At 67.3% G+C, this 15,267-nt stretch carries 13 protein-coding genes; 10 read left to right on the top strand and 3 right to left on the bottom strand.

All coding sequences use genetic code 11. The annotated features are described in order from the left end of the window. Positions 1 to 15: 15 nt before the first annotated feature. Complete coding sequence (locus AC5P56_RS05245) at positions 16 to 879, bottom strand: pirin family protein (protein WP_005410608.1); 864 nt, start codon at positions 877 to 879, stop codon at positions 16 to 18. Between the two features lie 715 nt (positions 880 to 1,594). Then, complete coding sequence (locus AC5P56_RS05250; protein ID WP_069116210.1) at positions 1,595 to 3,658, bottom strand: 3-hydroxyacyl-CoA dehydrogenase NAD-binding domain-containing protein; 2,064 nt, start codon at positions 3,656 to 3,658, stop codon at positions 1,595 to 1,597. A 235-nt stretch (positions 3,659 to 3,893) separates the two neighbouring features. Between AC5P56_RS05250 and rpoE the strand changes: the two genes are divergently transcribed. From rpoE to recO, 9 genes are all read left to right on the top strand, one after another. Beyond that, positions 3,894 to 4,514 (top strand): RNA polymerase sigma factor RpoE, encoded by a 621-nt coding sequence (rpoE, locus tag AC5P56_RS05255; protein WP_014038091.1) that lies wholly within the window; start codon positions 3,894 to 3,896, stop codon positions 4,512 to 4,514. After that, a complete protein-coding gene (locus tag AC5P56_RS05260) occupies positions 4,511 to 5,386 on the top strand; it encodes a sigma-E factor negative regulatory protein (protein ID WP_126411249.1) in 876 nt (291 codons plus the stop codon). Before rpoE ends, AC5P56_RS05260 begins: the two co-directional genes overlap by 4 nt. 74 nt (positions 5,387 to 5,460) lie before the next feature. Continuing rightward, a complete protein-coding gene (locus tag AC5P56_RS05265; protein WP_049420101.1) occupies positions 5,461 to 6,993 on the top strand; it encodes a DegQ family serine endoprotease in 1,533 nt (510 codons plus the stop codon). Positions 6,994 to 7,173: 180 nt separating this feature from the next. Then, a complete protein-coding gene (gene lepA / locus AC5P56_RS05270) occupies positions 7,174 to 8,967 on the top strand; it encodes a translation elongation factor 4 (RefSeq protein ID WP_032958997.1) in 1,794 nt (597 codons plus the stop codon). A gap of 55 nt (positions 8,968 to 9,022) precedes the next feature. Further along, complete coding sequence (lepB, locus tag AC5P56_RS05275) at positions 9,023 to 9,817, top strand: signal peptidase I (RefSeq protein ID WP_014038087.1); 795 nt, start codon at positions 9,023 to 9,025, stop codon at positions 9,815 to 9,817. Between the two features lie 52 nt (positions 9,818 to 9,869). Beyond that, the gene (locus AC5P56_RS05280) at positions 9,870 to 10,253 is read left to right on the top strand and encodes a DUF4845 domain-containing protein (RefSeq protein ID WP_014647998.1); all 384 of its coding nucleotides are present in this window, start codon (positions 9,870 to 9,872) and stop codon (positions 10,251 to 10,253) included. Beyond that, a complete protein-coding gene (gene rnc, locus AC5P56_RS05285; RefSeq protein WP_046431951.1) occupies positions 10,243 to 10,923 on the top strand; it encodes a ribonuclease III in 681 nt (226 codons plus the stop codon). The genes AC5P56_RS05280 and rnc overlap by 11 nt, the downstream gene beginning before the upstream one ends. Next, positions 10,920 to 11,816 carry a GTPase Era gene (gene era, locus AC5P56_RS05290; protein WP_005410599.1) on the top strand — a complete coding sequence of 299 codons (897 nt, stop codon included), beginning with the start codon at positions 10,920 to 10,922 and terminating at the stop codon, positions 11,814 to 11,816. The genes rnc and era overlap by 4 nt, the downstream gene beginning before the upstream one ends. 18 nt (positions 11,817 to 11,834) lie before the next feature. Then, complete coding sequence (gene recO / locus AC5P56_RS05295) at positions 11,835 to 12,554, top strand: DNA repair protein RecO (RefSeq protein ID WP_014647995.1); 720 nt, start codon at positions 11,835 to 11,837, stop codon at positions 12,552 to 12,554. A gap of 517 nt (positions 12,555 to 13,071) precedes the next feature. On the opposite strand, the gene AC5P56_RS05300 is transcribed toward recO, so the two are convergent. Further along, complete coding sequence (locus tag AC5P56_RS05300; protein WP_014647994.1) at positions 13,072 to 13,800, bottom strand: response regulator; 729 nt, start codon at positions 13,798 to 13,800, stop codon at positions 13,072 to 13,074. A 127-nt stretch (positions 13,801 to 13,927) separates the two neighbouring features. Here AC5P56_RS05300 and rlmD point away from each other — a divergent pair, with 127 nt between their 5' ends. Then, on the top strand, positions 13,928 to 15,262 hold the full coding sequence (gene rlmD, locus AC5P56_RS05305; protein WP_032959001.1) for a 23S rRNA (uracil(1939)-C(5))-methyltransferase RlmD: 1,335 nt from the start codon (positions 13,928 to 13,930) through the stop codon (positions 15,260 to 15,262). The last annotated feature ends 5 nt before the right edge of the window (positions 15,263 to 15,267 follow it).

The following is a 15,267-nucleotide window of genomic DNA, read 5'->3' on the forward strand; positions in this document are numbered from 1 at the left end:
TGCAACACGCGATGTTCAGTACTGCGGAAGTGGGATGAATTCCTTGTCGTCGCCCGGAATGGTGCCGAAGCGGCCGGCTTCCCAGTCGTGCTTGGCCTGCTCGATGCGCTCCTTCGAGCTCGACACGAAGTTCCACCACAGGTGGCGCGGGCCATCCAGCGGCTCGCCACCGAACAGCATCGCCTTCACCGGCGTCTTCGCGCGCAGGCGGCCTCGTGCACCGGCTTCGGGGATCACCAGGTGCTGCGCGGGAATATCCACGCCATCCAGCTGCGCGTCGCCCTCGAGGATGTACAACGCGCGCTCGCGGTGGCCGTCGTCGATATCGATTTCCGCATCGGGGTCGAGATCGATTGCCACGTTGAGGGTGTCGGCGAACACCTTCACCGGCGATTCCTCGCCGTACGCACGGCCGGCGATCACCCGCAGCCACGCGCCGTTGCGACGCTGCTCGGGCAGGGTGGCAGCGGCATGGTGGTAGAACGCCGGCTCGATCTCTTCATGCGACTTCGGCAGCGCGACCCAGGTCTGCATGCCGTGGATCGGGTTGTCGTGATCGCGGTCCGGCTGCGGCGTGCGCTCGGAATGGGCGATACCGCGGCCGGCGGTCATCCAGTTGACGTCACCGGGACGGATCACCTGATCCGAACCCAGCGTGTCGCGGTGGCCGATCGCGCCCGACCACAGGTAGGTGACGGTGGCCAGGCCGATATGCGGATGCGGGCGCACGTCGATGGCGGTGCCGGGGTGCATGAGTGCCGGGCCCATCTGGTCGACGAACACGAACGAGCCGATGCTGCGCGCCTGCAGGGTGGGGACGGCGCGACGGACTTCCAGGCCGCCGATGTCGTGCACGCGCGGGGCGATGATGGTGGTCATGCGGGCGTTCTCGCTGGCAGGGATCAGGTGGTGAGCATCGCATGCAGCTGTGACGGGCACATGCCCCGTATGGGTAACAGGGTGTTCCAGCCAACGACGCAGCCCCTCGTGGCTGGTTGCTTGGTCGCGTAAAGCAAAAGCCGCGCTTGGCCGGGCGGGTGGGGTGCGCAGGACACGCCGTAAACCCCGCTCCGCGGTCCGGCCCAGCCGCCGGCGGCTGGGCGTTCGGGCGCTTGCAAAGCAGTGCTTCGCAAGCAAAGCGCCCTCACCCATGGGGGCTCGATGGCGCCATCCATGGCGCCAACGGTCCTGCGCCACCCACCCGCCCGGCCTCTGACAGTTTCCGTGTGCGTCCAGCCACGGAGAAGAAAAAAGAAAATCAAAATCAAACGCCGGTCGCTTCGCTCCTGGTGTCGACCAAGGTCGACACCCACCAGTTCGTAATGATCCGTGCCGAACAAGGTCGACACCTACAGCCATCGCAGTTCACCCACCGTCACCGGGAAACTGTCAGGGGTGGGGCGGTGTCGGGTTGCGGGGTGTCTGCGGCATGGCTGCCGCGGCCAAGGCCCCAAGGACGGGTTTACGGCGTCCCCGCAACCCGACACCGCCCCGCCCAACAAACAGAAAGGCCAGAGCCGCTTTGGCTCTGGCTTCTGCTGTGGAACTTGACGTTGCCTCTGCGGGTGTCGGGCCGCAGGCCCGGCCGATGAACTCAGACCACCGGTTCGCGCAGGACGGGGTTGTCCCAGCCGGGGCGCGGCGCGAAACGGTCGCCATGGCGCTGCTGCAGCGCCTTCAACCGCTCGACGATCGCATCGGCACCGACCGCACGGATGTGCTGGATCGGACCGCCGCGGAACGGTGCGAAACCGGTGCCGAAGATCACGCCGGCATCCAGCAGGTCCGCGTCGGCCACCACGCCCTCGTGCAGGCAGGCCACCGCCTCGTTCAACAGCGGCAGGATCAGGCGGTCCTCCAGATCGGCCGGGGCCTGGTAGTCGCTGGCCACGTCCGGCTTCTTCGGCTTGCCGTTCTCCCAGGTGTAGATGCCCTGGCCATCCTTCTTGCCGCGCTTGTCCGGTTCCACCGTCTGCAGTGCGGCCGGGATCTGCAGGCCCAGGAACGGCGCCAGTTCGCGGCCGACGCCGGCGGCCACGTCCAGGCCCACGGTATCGATCAGTTCGATCGGGCCCATCGGCATGCCGAACTTCACCGCGGCCTTGTCGATCACCGGGCCCGGAATGCCCTCGGCATACGCGGTGGCCGCTTCCAGCATGTACGGGAACAGCACGCGGTTGACCAGGAAGCCCGGGCTGCCGGCCACCGGCACCGGGAACTTGCCCAGCGCCTTGCAGAACGCGGCCAGGCGGCGCTCGGTCTCCGGCGCCATGCCGTCGTGATGGATGATCTCCACCAACGGCATCTGCGCTACCGGGTTGAAGTAGTGCAGGCCCGCGAACTGCGCAGGGCGCTGGATGTGGTCGCGCAGTTCCACCAGCGGAATCGACGAGGTGTTGGTGGTCAGCAGGGCGTCCTGCTTCATCTTCGGCTCAAGCGTCTGGTACAGCGCACGCTTGGCTTCGGGGTTCTCGATGATTGCCTCGATCACCAGGTCGGCCTCGGCCACGCCGTTGCCTTCCAGGTCGGCACGCAGGCGCGCGGCCACGGCCGGGCGCTTGCTCTCGTCGCGCACCTTCTTGGCGAACAGCGCCTGCGCGCGTTCCATGGCCGGGTCGATGAAGCGCTGCTCGCGGTCCTGCAGGGTCACCTCGAAGCCCTTGTAGGCGGCCCACGCGGCGATGTCGCCGCCCATCACGCCGGCGCCGACCACGTGCACGTGGCGGATGCCGGAATCACCGCCACCGAGGCCCTTCAGGCGTTCGGTCAGGAAGAAGATACGGATCAGGTTGCGCGCGGTCGGAGTACTGGCCAGCTTCACCACGGCACGCCGCTCGGCGTCCAGGCGGGCCTGGATCGGCTTGCCGCCACTGCGCTGCCAGGTGCTGATCAGTGCGTACGGCGCCGGGTACTGGTCCTTCTTCGCCTTGCGGGCGACCTGCTTGACCATCTGCGGTGCCAGCAGCGTGCGTGCCAGCCAGGTGTTGGTGGCCCAGGCCGTGGCGCGCTGCTTGAACGGGCGGGTGGTGCCGGACAGCGCCAGTGCAACGGCCGTGTCGAGCACCACCGCCGGTGCCACCACCTTGTCGACCAGGCCGATGCCACGCGCGGCCGAGGCCGACAGGGTGCGGCCGGTCAGCATCATGTCCATCGCTGCCGGGGCGCCCACCAGGTGCGGCAGGCGGGCGCTGCCACCCCACCCCGGGAAGATGCCCAGCTGGGTCTCCGGCAGGCCGATGCGGGTGCTGCTGTCATTGGAGGCCACGCGATAGCGGCAGGCCAGGGCAAGCTCGGTGCCACCGCCGAGGCAGTGGCCGTGGATGGCCGCCACGGTCGGGCAGGGCAGCTCGGCCAGCTTCTGGTAGGTGGCCTGGCCACGCCGGATCGCGTCGTTGACGGTGCCGCGACGGTCGAATTCCTGGAACTCCTTCAGGTCGGCACCGGCAATGAAGCCGGCCTTCTTCAGCGACTGGATGACTACGCCCTTGGGCGGGTCCAGGGCAATGCGCTCAAGCAGGTCGCCCAGTTCCAGCAGCACGTCCTGCGACATCGCATTGACGCTGCTGTCCTGGCGATCCAGGGAGAGAACCACCACGCCGTCGTCGCGGATCTCGGGGTGCCAGTGGCTGAAGCGGAGACCATCGAAGCCTGAGAGCATGGACGTTCCATCCGGTTGTGTATGGAGAAGCGGCTATGATCCAGAGGTTGTTTCCCCCGCGTCAAATCCCAATAGCAGGGGAGTGGCGCCCCCGGATCCATGGCCGTGGATCGGGACGCTAACCGAATGGTGGTTAAAAGCTGGTGCGGCGCCAGGTGATCGGCGACTGAACTTTTCCCGGGATTGGCAGTCTCATTGCCCGACGTCGGTTGGGCTGACAGGAGTGCGGCCCCTCATGGCCGATGTTGATACACCTCAGGAGCTGGATCTGGAGCTGGTCCGGCGCGTGCAGCACGGCGAGAGTGCCGCGTTCGATGTCCTGGTGCGCAAGTACCAGCATCGGGTCGTGGCCCTGGTCGGTCGCTACATCGCCGACTGGAGCGAATGTCAGGACGTCGCCCAGGACACTTTCATCCGTGCCTACCGCGCGATCGGGAGTTTCCGTGGCGATGCCCAGTTCTCAACCTGGTTGCATCGAATCGCCGTGAATACCGCCAAAAACTACCTGGCTTCACACAATCGTCGTCCGCCGACCGATGACATCGACATCGGTGACGCCGAGCAGTTCGACAGCGGTACCCGCCTGCGGGACACCGACACGCCCGAGCGCGAGTTGATGCGCCAGGAGCTGGAACAGACGGTCATGAAGGCCGTCAACGCGCTGCCGGAGGAACTCCGGTCGGCGATCACCCTGCGCGAGGTGGAAGGCCTGAGCTACGAGGATATCGCGCAGAAGATGGGGTGCCCGATCGGCACCGTGCGTTCCCGGATCTTCCGGGCGCGCGAGGCGATCGACACCGAACTCCGGCCGCTGTTGGACATCGGCAGCGCCACCCGTGAGAAGAGCCGCGTATGACCAGTAACCCGTTCAACGAATCGCAGAACCATCAATCGCCCGCCGGGCAGCGCCTGGACCAGCGCCATCGCGAGCAGCTGTCGGCCCTGGTCGATGGCGAGCTGGGTGCCGATGAAGCGCGCTTCCTGCTGCGCCGGATGGAACACGACCCCGAACTGGCCGGCTGCCAGGAGCGCTGGCAGCTGCTGGGCGACGTGATGCGCGGGCAGGCCCCGGCGTTGGCACCGGCCGGCTTCAGTGCCGCCGTTGCGGCCGCCATTGCGGCAGAGCCGACGCCGCAGGCCGAGCCGCGTCGCCAGGTGCGTCGCAGTGGCTGGCGCGCCTGGGGCGGCGGTGCTGCGCTGGCCGCATCGGTCGCCGCGGTCGCCCTGTTCATCGGCGGCGAGAAATTGAAGGAGGCGACGCCGGGTGAACCGCTGGCGCCGCAGGTGATCGCCAGCCAGGCGGAACTGGCACCGGCCGCGCCGACCCCAGTCACCGAGGCTTCGGTGGACACGGCCGCAGTGGCCGTGGCTGCTGCGCCGGCCGTAGCGATGGCCGCGGCGGGCCGCCGCCAGGACGCCCGCCGTGCCAGCGCTACGCGCAGCCAGCAGGCCGCGCGTGCCGCCCAGCGCGACGACACTTCGCAGCGCGCCATCGCGGCCGTGCAGGCACCGTTGACCCCGACCGTGCCGGCCAACGCCAACCGCAACCTGCCGTTCGGCGAGGTCAGCGGGCTGCAGGCCCGGCCATGGCCGCGCTCCAGCCTGGCGCCCGCCGCTGGCGGCGCGCTCAATGCCAGCTTCCCGGCCCACGCCGGTAGTGCCGCGTTCTATCCGTTCGAGCCGCGCCTGCAGGATGACCTGCCGGTGCCGCCGCGCCCGCGCGACTGAGCCGGGCGCCTTCACGCCCCGCCGTCGGCGGGGCCCGTATTCCTCTTTCCACCCGACCCGGAGGTTGCCGTCCGATGACTCCCCGACTCCGCACGCAGGCCATTGGCCTGCTGGCCCTGACCCTTCCCCTGGTGGCCTGCGCACAGGCGCCGGCGCCCGTCGCGCAGACCCAGCCCGTGCCAGCCGCGGCCGCGCGGGCACCGGCGCAGCCGCTGGTCAGTGGCCTGCCCGACTTCACCAACCTGGTCGAACAGGTCGGCCCGGGCGTGGTCAACGTCGATACCACCATCGTCCGCAACAACCGCCAGGCCGCGCGCGGCCCGATGGGCGACGATGACATGCCGGAGTTCTTCCGCCGCTTCTTTGGTCCCGACTTCCCGATGCCGGGGCAGGGGCCGGGTGGGCCAGACGGTGGCCCCAGCATCAAGGGCCGTGGCATGGGCTCGGGCTTCATCATCTCGCCCGATGGCTATGTGCTGACCAATTACCACGTGGTGGCCGACGCCAGTGACGTGAAGGTCAAGCTGGGCGACAGCCGTGAGTTCACCGCCAAGGTGGTGGGCAGCGACCAGCAGTACGACGTCGCCCTGCTGAAGATCGATGGGAAGAACCTGCCAACCGTGCGCGTGGGTGACTCCAACAGCCTGAAGCCGGGGCAGTGGGTTGTCGCGATCGGCTCGCCGTTCGGCCTCGACCATTCTGTCACCGCCGGCGTGGTCAGCGCCGTCGGCCGCAGTACGGGCGGCCCCGACCAGCGCTATGTGCCGTTCATCCAGACCGACGTGGCGATCAACCAGGGCAATTCCGGTGGCCCTCTTCTGAACACCCGCGGCGAAGTGGTCGGCATCAACTCGCAGATCTTCTCCGCGTCCGGCGGCTACATGGGCATCAGCTTCGCGATCCCGATCGACCTGGCGATGAGCGCGGTGGAGCAGATCAAGAAGAGCGGCAAGGTCACCCGCGGCCAGCTCGGCGCGGTCGTGGAGCCGATCGATTCGCTGAAGGCGCAGGGCCTGGGCCTGCCGGACAGCCGTGGCGCCCTGGTCAACCAGATCGTGGCCGGCAGTGCGGCCGCCAAGGCCGGCGTGCAGGTGGGCGACGTCATCCGCTCGGTCAACGGCAGCCCGGTCAACAGCTGGTCCGATCTGCCGCCGCTGATCGGTGCGATGGCGCCGGGCAGCAAGGTGAACCTGGTGGTGTACCGCGACGGCAAGCCGCATGACCTCAGTGCCACGTTGACCGCCCTGAGTGAAGACGGGCAGGCCAGTGCCCGCGGGCCGTCGGCCGGCGGTGCCGAGGCGGCGCCGCAGACCGGGGCCAATGCCCTGCTGGGGCTGGACGTGAGCGACCTGAGCGCAGCTCAGCGTAAGCAGTTCGGGCTCAACGGCAACGAAGGCGTGCGCATCACCGGGGTCAAGGGCCAGGCGGCGCGTGATGCCGGCCTGTCGCCGGGCATGGTGATCCTGCAGGTCGGCCGCGTCGCGGTCGGCAGCGTGGATGCCCTGAACCGGGCGCTGTCCAGCTTCAAGAAGGACGACGTGGTCATGCTGCTGGTCCGCACGGCCAATGGCAACAGCGCCTTCGTGGCGGTCAAGGCCGGCCAGTAGGGCCTGCCGGGGCCGCTCCGGCGGCCCCTGGGCCTCCCCCGAAGCCCCGCCCCGGCGGGGCTTCGGTCGTTCCGGGCCGGTGCCCGGCAGCCGGTTTTCGCGGCCGGTCGCTGGGCGTGCGATAATCGACCGTTACCCTGACGACGCCGCGCGCCGCCGCCACCTATGTCTTCTGATTCGATGCGGAACATCCGCAACTTCTCCATCATCGCCCATGTCGACCACGGCAAGTCCACGCTGGCCGACCGCATCATCCAGCTCTGCGGTGGCCTGCAGGCCCGCGAGATGGAAGCGCAGGTGCTCGATTCCAATCCGATCGAGCGCGAGCGTGGCATCACGATCAAGGCGCAGTCGGTGTCACTGCCGTACCTGGCCAAGGACGGGCAGACCTACCACCTGAACTTCATCGACACCCCCGGCCACGTCGACTTCTCCTATGAAGTCAGCCGCTCGCTGGCCGCCTGCGAAGGCGCGCTGCTGGTGGTCGATGCGGCGCAGGGCGTGGAAGCCCAGTCGGTGGCCAACTGCTACACCGCCGTGGAGCAGGGCCTGGAAGTGGTGCCGGTGATCAACAAGATCGACCTGCCCACCGCCGACATCGAGCGCGCCAAGGCCGAGATCGAGGCCGTGATCGGCATCGATGCCTCCGACGCCGTGCCGGTCAGTGCCAAGACCGGCCTCAACGTGCAGGACGTGCTGGAAGCGATCGTGCACCGCATTCCGCCGCCGGCGCCGCGCGACACCGACAAGCTGCAGGCGCTGATCATCGACTCGTGGTTCGACAACTACCTCGGCGTGGTGTCGCTGGTGCGCGTGATGCAGGGCGAGATCAAGGCCGGTGACAAGCTGCAGGTGATGTCGACCGGCCGCAACCACCAGGTCGACAACGTCGGCGTGTTCACGCCGAAGCGCAAGGTGCTGCCGGCGCTGCGTGCCGGTGAAGTGGGCTGGGTCACCGCCAGCATCAAGGACGTGCATGGTGCGCCGGTCGGCGACACCCTCACCCTGGCCGGCGACCCGGCGCCGAAGCCGCTGCCGGGCTTCCAGGAAATGCAGCCGCGCGTGTTCGCCGGCCTGTTCCCGGTCGATGCCGAAGACTACCCGGACCTGCGCGAAGCGCTGGACAAGCTGCGCCTGAACGATGCCGCGCTGCGTTTCGAGCCGGAAAGCTCCGAGGCGATGGGCTTCGGCTTCCGCTGCGGCTTCCTGGGCATGCTGCACATGGAAATCGTGCAGGAGCGCCTGGAGCGCGAATACAACCTGGACCTGATCAGCACCGCGCCGACGGTGGTGTATGAGGTCCTGAAGACCGATGGCTCGATCATCAACATGGACAACCCGGCCAAGCTGCCGGCGGTGAACCAGGTCGAGGAAATCCGCGAACCGATCATCCGCGCCAACGTGCTCACCCCCGAGGAGTACATCGGCAACATCATCAAGCTGTGCGAAGAAAAGCGCGGCAGCCAGATCGGCATCAACTACCTGGGCAGCCAGGTGCAGATCAGCTACGAGCTGCCGATGGCCGAGGTGGTGCTGGACTTCTTCGACAAGCTGAAGTCGGTCAGCCGCGGCTACGCCTCGCTCGATTACCACTTCGTGCGCTTCGACGCAGGCCCGTTCGTGCGCGTGGACGTGCTGATCAATGGTGACAAGGTCGATGCGCTGTCGTTGATCGTGCACCGCAGCCACGCTGACCGACGTGGCCGCGAGCTGTGCGAGAAGATGAAGGACCTGATCCCGCGCCAGATGTTCGACGTGGCCATCCAGGCCGCCGTCGGCTCGCAGATCATCGCCCGCACCACGGTCAAGGCCATGCGCAAGAACGTGCTGGCCAAGTGCTATGGTGGCGACGTTTCGCGCAAGAAGAAGCTTCTGGAAAAGCAGAAGGAAGGCAAGAAGCGCATGAAGCAGGTCGGACGCGTGGAGATTCCGCAGGAAGCGTTCCTGGCCGTCCTGCAGATGGACAACAAGTAAGGCCCGCACCGGCCCTGCGGGGCCGGTCGTCTGGTGACGTTGCAAAGGACCCTGAATGAAACTGTTTGAGATCCTCCTGGTCGTGCTGACCCTGGCCTCGGGCCTGATCCTGCTCGCGGACAAGCTGTACCTCGCCAAGCGTCGCGCCCAGCGCGCGGGCCTGCTCGACTCCGAGCCGGTGCTGGTGGATTACTCGCGTGCGTTCTTCCCGGTGCTGGCGATCGTGCTGATCGTGCGCAGTTTCATCGCCGAGCCGTACAAGATCCCGTCCAGCTCGATGATGCCGAACCTGCTGATCGGCGACTTCATCCTGGTCAACAAGTTCTCCTACGGCCTGCGCCTGCCGATCAGCAACACCAAGATCGTGCCGTTTGGCGAGCCGTCGCGCGGCGACGTGGTGGTGTTCCACTTCCCCGGCCACAGCGACAACGATCCGGCCAAGGGTGAGAACTTCATCAAGCGCGTCATCGGCGTGCCGGGCGACACCGTGGTCTTCGAAGGCGACGGCGTGATCCTCAACGGCGAACCGCTGAAGTACGACAACAAGGGCATCTATGCAGGCCACAAGGGCCAGGGCGAGGGTGCCAACCTGCTGGTCGAACACCTGCCGGGTCGTACCCACACCGTGCTGGAGACCGACTATCCGCGTGGCCAGGGCCAGTGGACCGTGCCGGCCGGCAAGTACCTGGTGATGGGCGACAACCGTGACAACAGCGACGATGGCCGTTTCTGGGGCCTGCTGCCGGAAGAAAACCTGCGCGGCAAGGCCTTCCTGATCTGGCTGAACTGCCAGGGCTGGTTCTGCAAGGATGGCTTCGAGCCGTCGCGGATCGGCTCGAGCATCAACTGATCGGGCATCAACCGAGTATTTTCACATCCAACGCGTATCTGGGGAGAACGCAATGAAGACGATGAACACGCAGCGTGGCATGACCCTGACCTCGTTCCTGGCGGTCCTGATCGTGGTCGGTTTCTTCCTTTACATCGGCATGAAGCTGTTCCCGATGTACCAGGAGTATTACGCGGTGCGCTCGGCGATGAAGAGCCTGGCCAACGAGCCGGGTGTGGGCAGCATGGAACCGGCCCGGATCCAGGATCTGTTCTTCAAGCGGCTGTACATCAACTACTCGGAAAACGTGAAGCCGGCCAACGTGAAGTTCGACCGCCGCGACAATGGCTGGACCCTCAAGGTCAACTACGAAGTGCGCCGTCCGCTGGTCGGCAACCTGGACGTGGTTGGCAAATTCGATTCATCCCAGGACCTGACCCGAAGCGGTGCCGAATAAACCTTTCCAACGTGGTGACCTGATCGGTCATCCCTTCCGCGACCCGGCGCTGCTGAAGCAGGCGCTGACGCATCGCAGTGCCGGTGCGCCACACAACGAGCGCCTGGAGTTCCTGGGCGACAGCATCGTCAACATGATGGCGGCCGAGGCGTTATACCAGCGCTGGCCCAAGGCTGACGAAGGCGCGATGACCCGTGCCCGCGCCGAGCTGGTGCGTGAAGGCGCGCTGGCGGTGATCGGGCGCACCCTGGAACTGGGCGATCGACTGATCCTGGGTCCGGGCGAAATGAAGTCCGGCGGCCACCGTCGTGATTCGATCCTGGCCGACGCGGTGGAAGCCGTGGTGGCTGCGATCTACCTGGATGCCGGCTTCGAGGCCTGCCGGGCGGTGGTACTGCCCTGGTTCAGCGCTTCGATCGAGGCACTGCCGGCCTCCGGCCGGCCCGAGAAGGACCCCAAGACCCGCCTGCAGGAATGGCTGCAGGCCCGACAGAAGGCGTTGCCGCAGTATGAACTGGTGTCAGAATCCGGTGACGACCACGCCAAGCACTTCCGGGTACGCTGCAACGTAGCCGACCCGGCCGCCAGCACCGAGGGCGAAGGCGCCTCGCGGCGGCTTGCCGAACAACAGGCGGCTGCGGCCGTCCTAGAACAACTGGATTCCAAGTGAGCGAACAAACTCCCCATCATTGCGGCAGCGTGGCCGTCATCGGCCGCCCGAACGTGGGCAAGTCGACCCTGACCAATGCCCTGGTCGGCGCCAAGGTCAGCATCGTCTCCAACCGTCCGCAGACCACGCGCCATCGCCTGCTGGGCATCGCCACCTATCCGGAAGGCCAGCTGGTCCTGGTCGACACCCCCGGCCTGCACAAGGTGCAGAAGCGGGCGATGAACCGGGTGATGAACCGCGCCGCGCGTGGCTCGCTGGAAGGCGTCGATGCCGGCCTGCTGGTGATCGAAGCCGGTCGCTGGGATGAAGAGGACAGCCTGGCGTTCAACGTGCTGCGCGACGCCGGCATCCCGGTGGTGCTGGTGGTCAACAAGATCGATCGCCTGAAGGAAAAGGGCGCGCTGCTGCCGTTCCTGCAGCAGGTGACCGAAGGTCGTGATTTCGCCGCCGTGCACCCGATCTCGGCGCAGAAGCGCAACGGCCTGGAAGCGCTGGTGCGCGACGTGCTGAAGCTGCTGCCGGAAGCCCCGCCGATGTTCGGCGAGGACGAGATCACCGATCGCAGCCAGCGTTTCCTGGCCGGTGAACTGGTGCGCGAGCAGTTGATGCGCCAGCTCGGCGAGGAACTGCCGTACGCAACCACCGTCGAGATCGAGCGCTTCACCGAGGATGGCAACCTGCTGCGCATCGGTGCGGTGATCTGGGTCGAGCGCGAGGGCCAGAAGGCCATCGTGATCGGCAAGGGCGGCGCCCGCCTGAAGGAGATCGGCGCCAAGTCCCGCCTGCAGATGGAGCGTCTGTTCGGGGCCAAGGTGTTCCTGGAAACCTGGGTGCGCGTGCGTGAAGGCTGGTCCGACGACGAGGCCGCGCTGAAGGCCTTCGGCTACGAATAAGCCGCGACGGTCGCTTCGATGATGATCGAGGACGACACCGGCTTCGTGCTGCACGCACGGGCCTACCGCGAGACCAGCCTGCTGGTCGAAGTGTTGAGCGCGCAGCATGGCCGTATCGGCCTGCTGGCGCGTGGCGTTTCCACCGCCAAGGGCCAGGTGCTGCGCGCCGCCCTGCAGCCGTTGCAGTGGATCCGCTTCAGTGCCCAGCAGCGGGGTGAACTGGCCCAGCTGCGGGGTGCCGAGGCGCTGGATGCCGCGCCACGCCTGGTCGGCCAGGCGATGTTGGCCGGCTTCTACCTGAGTGAACTGACCCTGCGCCTGGCCCCGCGCCAGGACCCGCTGCCGGAGCTGTACCTTGCCTACGGTGAGGCACGCGCGCGGCTGGCGGTCGGTGCCGGCCTGGCCTGGACCCTGCGCCGTTTCGAGCGCGAACTGCTGTCCGCGCTGGGCCTGGGTTTCGAGCTGGACAGTGCCAGTGATGGCCAGCCGATCGACCCGGCGGCGCGCTACGAGCTGGACCCGCAGGAAGGGGCGCAGCGCCTGCTGAGCGAGCGTGGCGGGGAGCGCCGGGCGGCGGCCACTGGCTCGGCGCTGCTGGCCCTCGCGGCCGACGAAGAACCGGATGCCGCCGATCTGGCCAGCCTGCGCCTGCCGATGCGGCGGGTGCTGGCCCATCACCTGGGCGCGCGCGGGCTGAAGTCCTGGGAAATGCTCGAGCAGCTTGCGCCGCGCAGGTAGGGGGGGCGGCAGGGCTTGCAGCCCTGCACCTGCCGAATCAACGTCAACGGCAAAAGCTGGCTATCCGTGGGTAGGCGGGGTGGGTCCGGTTGCGGGAGACGCCGTAAACCCGTCCCTGGGGGCTTGGCCGCGGCATCCATGCCGCGGACACTCCCGCAACCGGACCCACCCCGCCTTCGACAGTGTTCCGCGAACTGTCGGAACGGCGTGGGGTCGGATCCGTTTTCCGCAGGAAAACGGATCCGACCCCAGATTGATTTCGATATCTGACAGAAATTCATCCACGCATGGCGTGGATCTACCCGATCGCGGAAAACTGTAAGAGGTGGGGCGGTATCGGAGGGCGGGGTGTCAGCCGCATGGATGCGGCTGCCAAGCCCCCAAGGACGGGTTTACGGCGTCCCCGCCCTCCGATACCGCACCGCCAACCCACGGAATGCATGCCGTTGCTGTTGCTGTTGCCTTGGCTTGGCTTGAAGCCTCTGCGGGTGCAGGGCGCAGCCTTGCCGAAAAACCCTCAATGCAGCAGGGCAGCTACCGCGGCGCGGAACCCGTCCTGGGCCTGCCCGGACTCGGGTGCATGATGCAGCTGGCGCACCGCCCGGCCCAACCGTGCCGCCCCCACGAAGCCACAGCTCGCCTGCAACCGGTGCAGCTGGCTGCGCAGCTGGCGCTCGTCGTGCTGGTCCACCGCCTGCTCGACCGCGTCGCGCACACCGGGCAACTCGGCCAGGAACAGCTCGCGCAGTGCGATCAGGTGGTTGCGCTGGCCATTGAGCGCGGCCAATGCCGCAGTCTCGTCCCAGTCCTGAACGGCCAGCTCGACCGCGGCCGGGGCCTGTGCCACGAAGATTCCCGCCGGGCTGTTGACCAGCGCACGGCGCACGGCCTTCAGCAGCTGGTCGCGGCCCAGCGGCTTGACCAGGGTGTCGCTGAAACCGGCTTCGCGCAGGCGGGCGTGGATGGAGGTATCGCCGTCGGCCGTATGTGCCAGCGCCGGTGTGTCGGGATGTGAGCGGCGTAGCTCACGCAGCAGTTGCGCGCCATTGCCATCCGGCAGGTTGACGTCGATCAGCCACAGATCATGCGCGCCGGGTTCGGCACTGGCCAGGGCACTGGCCAGCGAATCTGCGGTATCCACATCCGCCGGTAACGTTTCCAACGCCGCCTTGAAAAAACCGCGGCTGATGATGTCGTCCTCGACAAGCAGGAAGCGGGGCCGTGCGGCCCGCGGGGTCATCTGCATCAGGGCTGCCTCCATGTCAGCTGGCCCAATCATCAAGCACGACGGCCACGGGCGCAAGCGGGTCCAGGCCCCGTCGGTCAGGATCTGCGACAATACGCCCCCATTTTTGCCCGCAGCCTGTTGCCACGTGGCCCGATCCCGTTCCCGCACTGACCGTACCCCATTCCAGACCGAGATCCTCGACCTCAGCCATGATGGTCGCGGTGTCGCCCGCCGTGAAGGCGAGGGCGGCAAGGTCACCTTCGTCAGCGGCGCGCTGCCCGGCGAGGTGGTGATGGCTGAGCAGACTGCCCGCAGCCGCCATTTCGACGAGGCGCGCACCCTGGAGGTGCTGCAGGCCTCGCCGCAGCGGGTGACCCCCAAGTGCCCTCATTTCGGCACCTGCGCCGGCTGCGTGCTGCAGCACCTGGACGAAGACCAGCAGATCGTGGCCAAGCAGCGCGTGCTGATGGACAACCTGGAGCGGATCGGCCATGTGAAGCCGGGCACCGTGCTCGCGCCGCTGGTCGGCGAGAGCTGGGGCTACCGCCGCAAGGGCCGCTTCTCGGTGCGCCGGGTCGAAAAGAAGGACAAGACCCTGGTCGGCTTCCGTGAACAGGATCCGCGCTTCGTCGCCGACCTCAGCCAGTGCCTGACCGTGATCCCCGAGATCGGCACCAAGGTCGAGGCGCTGTCCACCTTCATCGAGTCACTCGATGGCAAGCGTGACATCCCGCAGATCGAATTCATCGCCGGTGACCAGGCCGTGGTCCTGACCGTTCGCCATCTGCAGCCGCTCAGCGATGCCGACCGCGCGGCCTGGGCGGCTTTCGGCCAGCAGCATGGCTTCGTGATCTACCTGCAGTCCGGCGGCGTGGATACCGTGCAGCCGCTGGACGGGCAGGGTGTGCCGCTGTCGTTCCGTCTGGCGCCGTGGGATGTCGAGCTGGCGTTCCGCCCGCTGGACTTCATCCAGGTCAATGCCAAGCTCAACGAGAAGATGATCGCCCACGCCCTGGACCTGCTGGAACCGGGTGAGGACGAGCGTGTACTGGACCTGTTCTGCGGCCTGGGCAACTTCACCCTGCCGCTGGCGCGCCGCGTGCGCGAGGTGGTTGGCGTGGAAGGCGATGCCGGCCTGGTGGCGCGTGCGCGTGAGAACGCCGAGCGCAACGGCCTGGCCAACGCGCAGTTCTTCAGCGCCGACCTGACCCAGGACCAGCGCAGCACCCCGTGGATGCGCCAGGGCTTTGACAAGCTGCTGCTGGACCCGCCGCGCTCGGGTGCGATCGAAGTGCTGCAGCAGCTGCCGCTGAAGCAGTTCAAGCGCATTGTCTACGTCAGCTGCCACCCGGGCTCGCTGGCGCGCGATGCCGGCTATCTGGTCAACGAACAGGGCTTCACCCTGGTCAGCGCCGGTGCCATGGACATGTTCCCGCATACCGCGCACGTGGAAAGCATCGCGGTGTTCGAGAAGCGCTGACAGGT

Source organism: Stenotrophomonas sp. YJH_SMC_131 (assembly GCF_059367975.1).

Excerpts from the sequence above, each read along its gene's own strand:
- AC5P56_RS05245 (WP_005410608.1), bottom strand. The coding sequence starts at position 879 with ATGACCACCATCATCGCCCCGCGCGTGCACGACATCGGCGGCCTGGAA.
- AC5P56_RS05250 (WP_069116210.1), bottom strand. The coding sequence starts at position 3,658 with ATGCTCTCAGGCTTCGATGGTCTCCGCTTCAGCCACTGGCACCCCGAG.
- rpoE (WP_014038091.1), top strand. The coding sequence starts at position 3,894 with ATGGCCGATGTTGATACACCTCAGGAGCTGGATCTGGAGCTGGTCCGG.
- AC5P56_RS05260 (WP_126411249.1), top strand. The coding sequence starts at position 4,511 with ATGACCAGTAACCCGTTCAACGAATCGCAGAACCATCAATCGCCCGCC.
- AC5P56_RS05265 (WP_049420101.1), top strand. The coding sequence starts at position 5,461 with ATGACTCCCCGACTCCGCACGCAGGCCATTGGCCTGCTGGCCCTGACC.
- lepA (WP_032958997.1), top strand. The coding sequence starts at position 7,174 with ATGCGGAACATCCGCAACTTCTCCATCATCGCCCATGTCGACCACGGC.
- lepB (WP_014038087.1), top strand. The coding sequence starts at position 9,023 with ATGAAACTGTTTGAGATCCTCCTGGTCGTGCTGACCCTGGCCTCGGGC.
- AC5P56_RS05280 (WP_014647998.1), top strand. The coding sequence starts at position 9,870 with ATGAAGACGATGAACACGCAGCGTGGCATGACCCTGACCTCGTTCCTG.
- recO (WP_014647995.1), top strand. The coding sequence starts at position 11,835 with ATGATGATCGAGGACGACACCGGCTTCGTGCTGCACGCACGGGCCTAC.
- AC5P56_RS05300 (WP_014647994.1), bottom strand. The coding sequence starts at position 13,800 with ATGCAGATGACCCCGCGGGCCGCACGGCCCCGCTTCCTGCTTGTCGAG.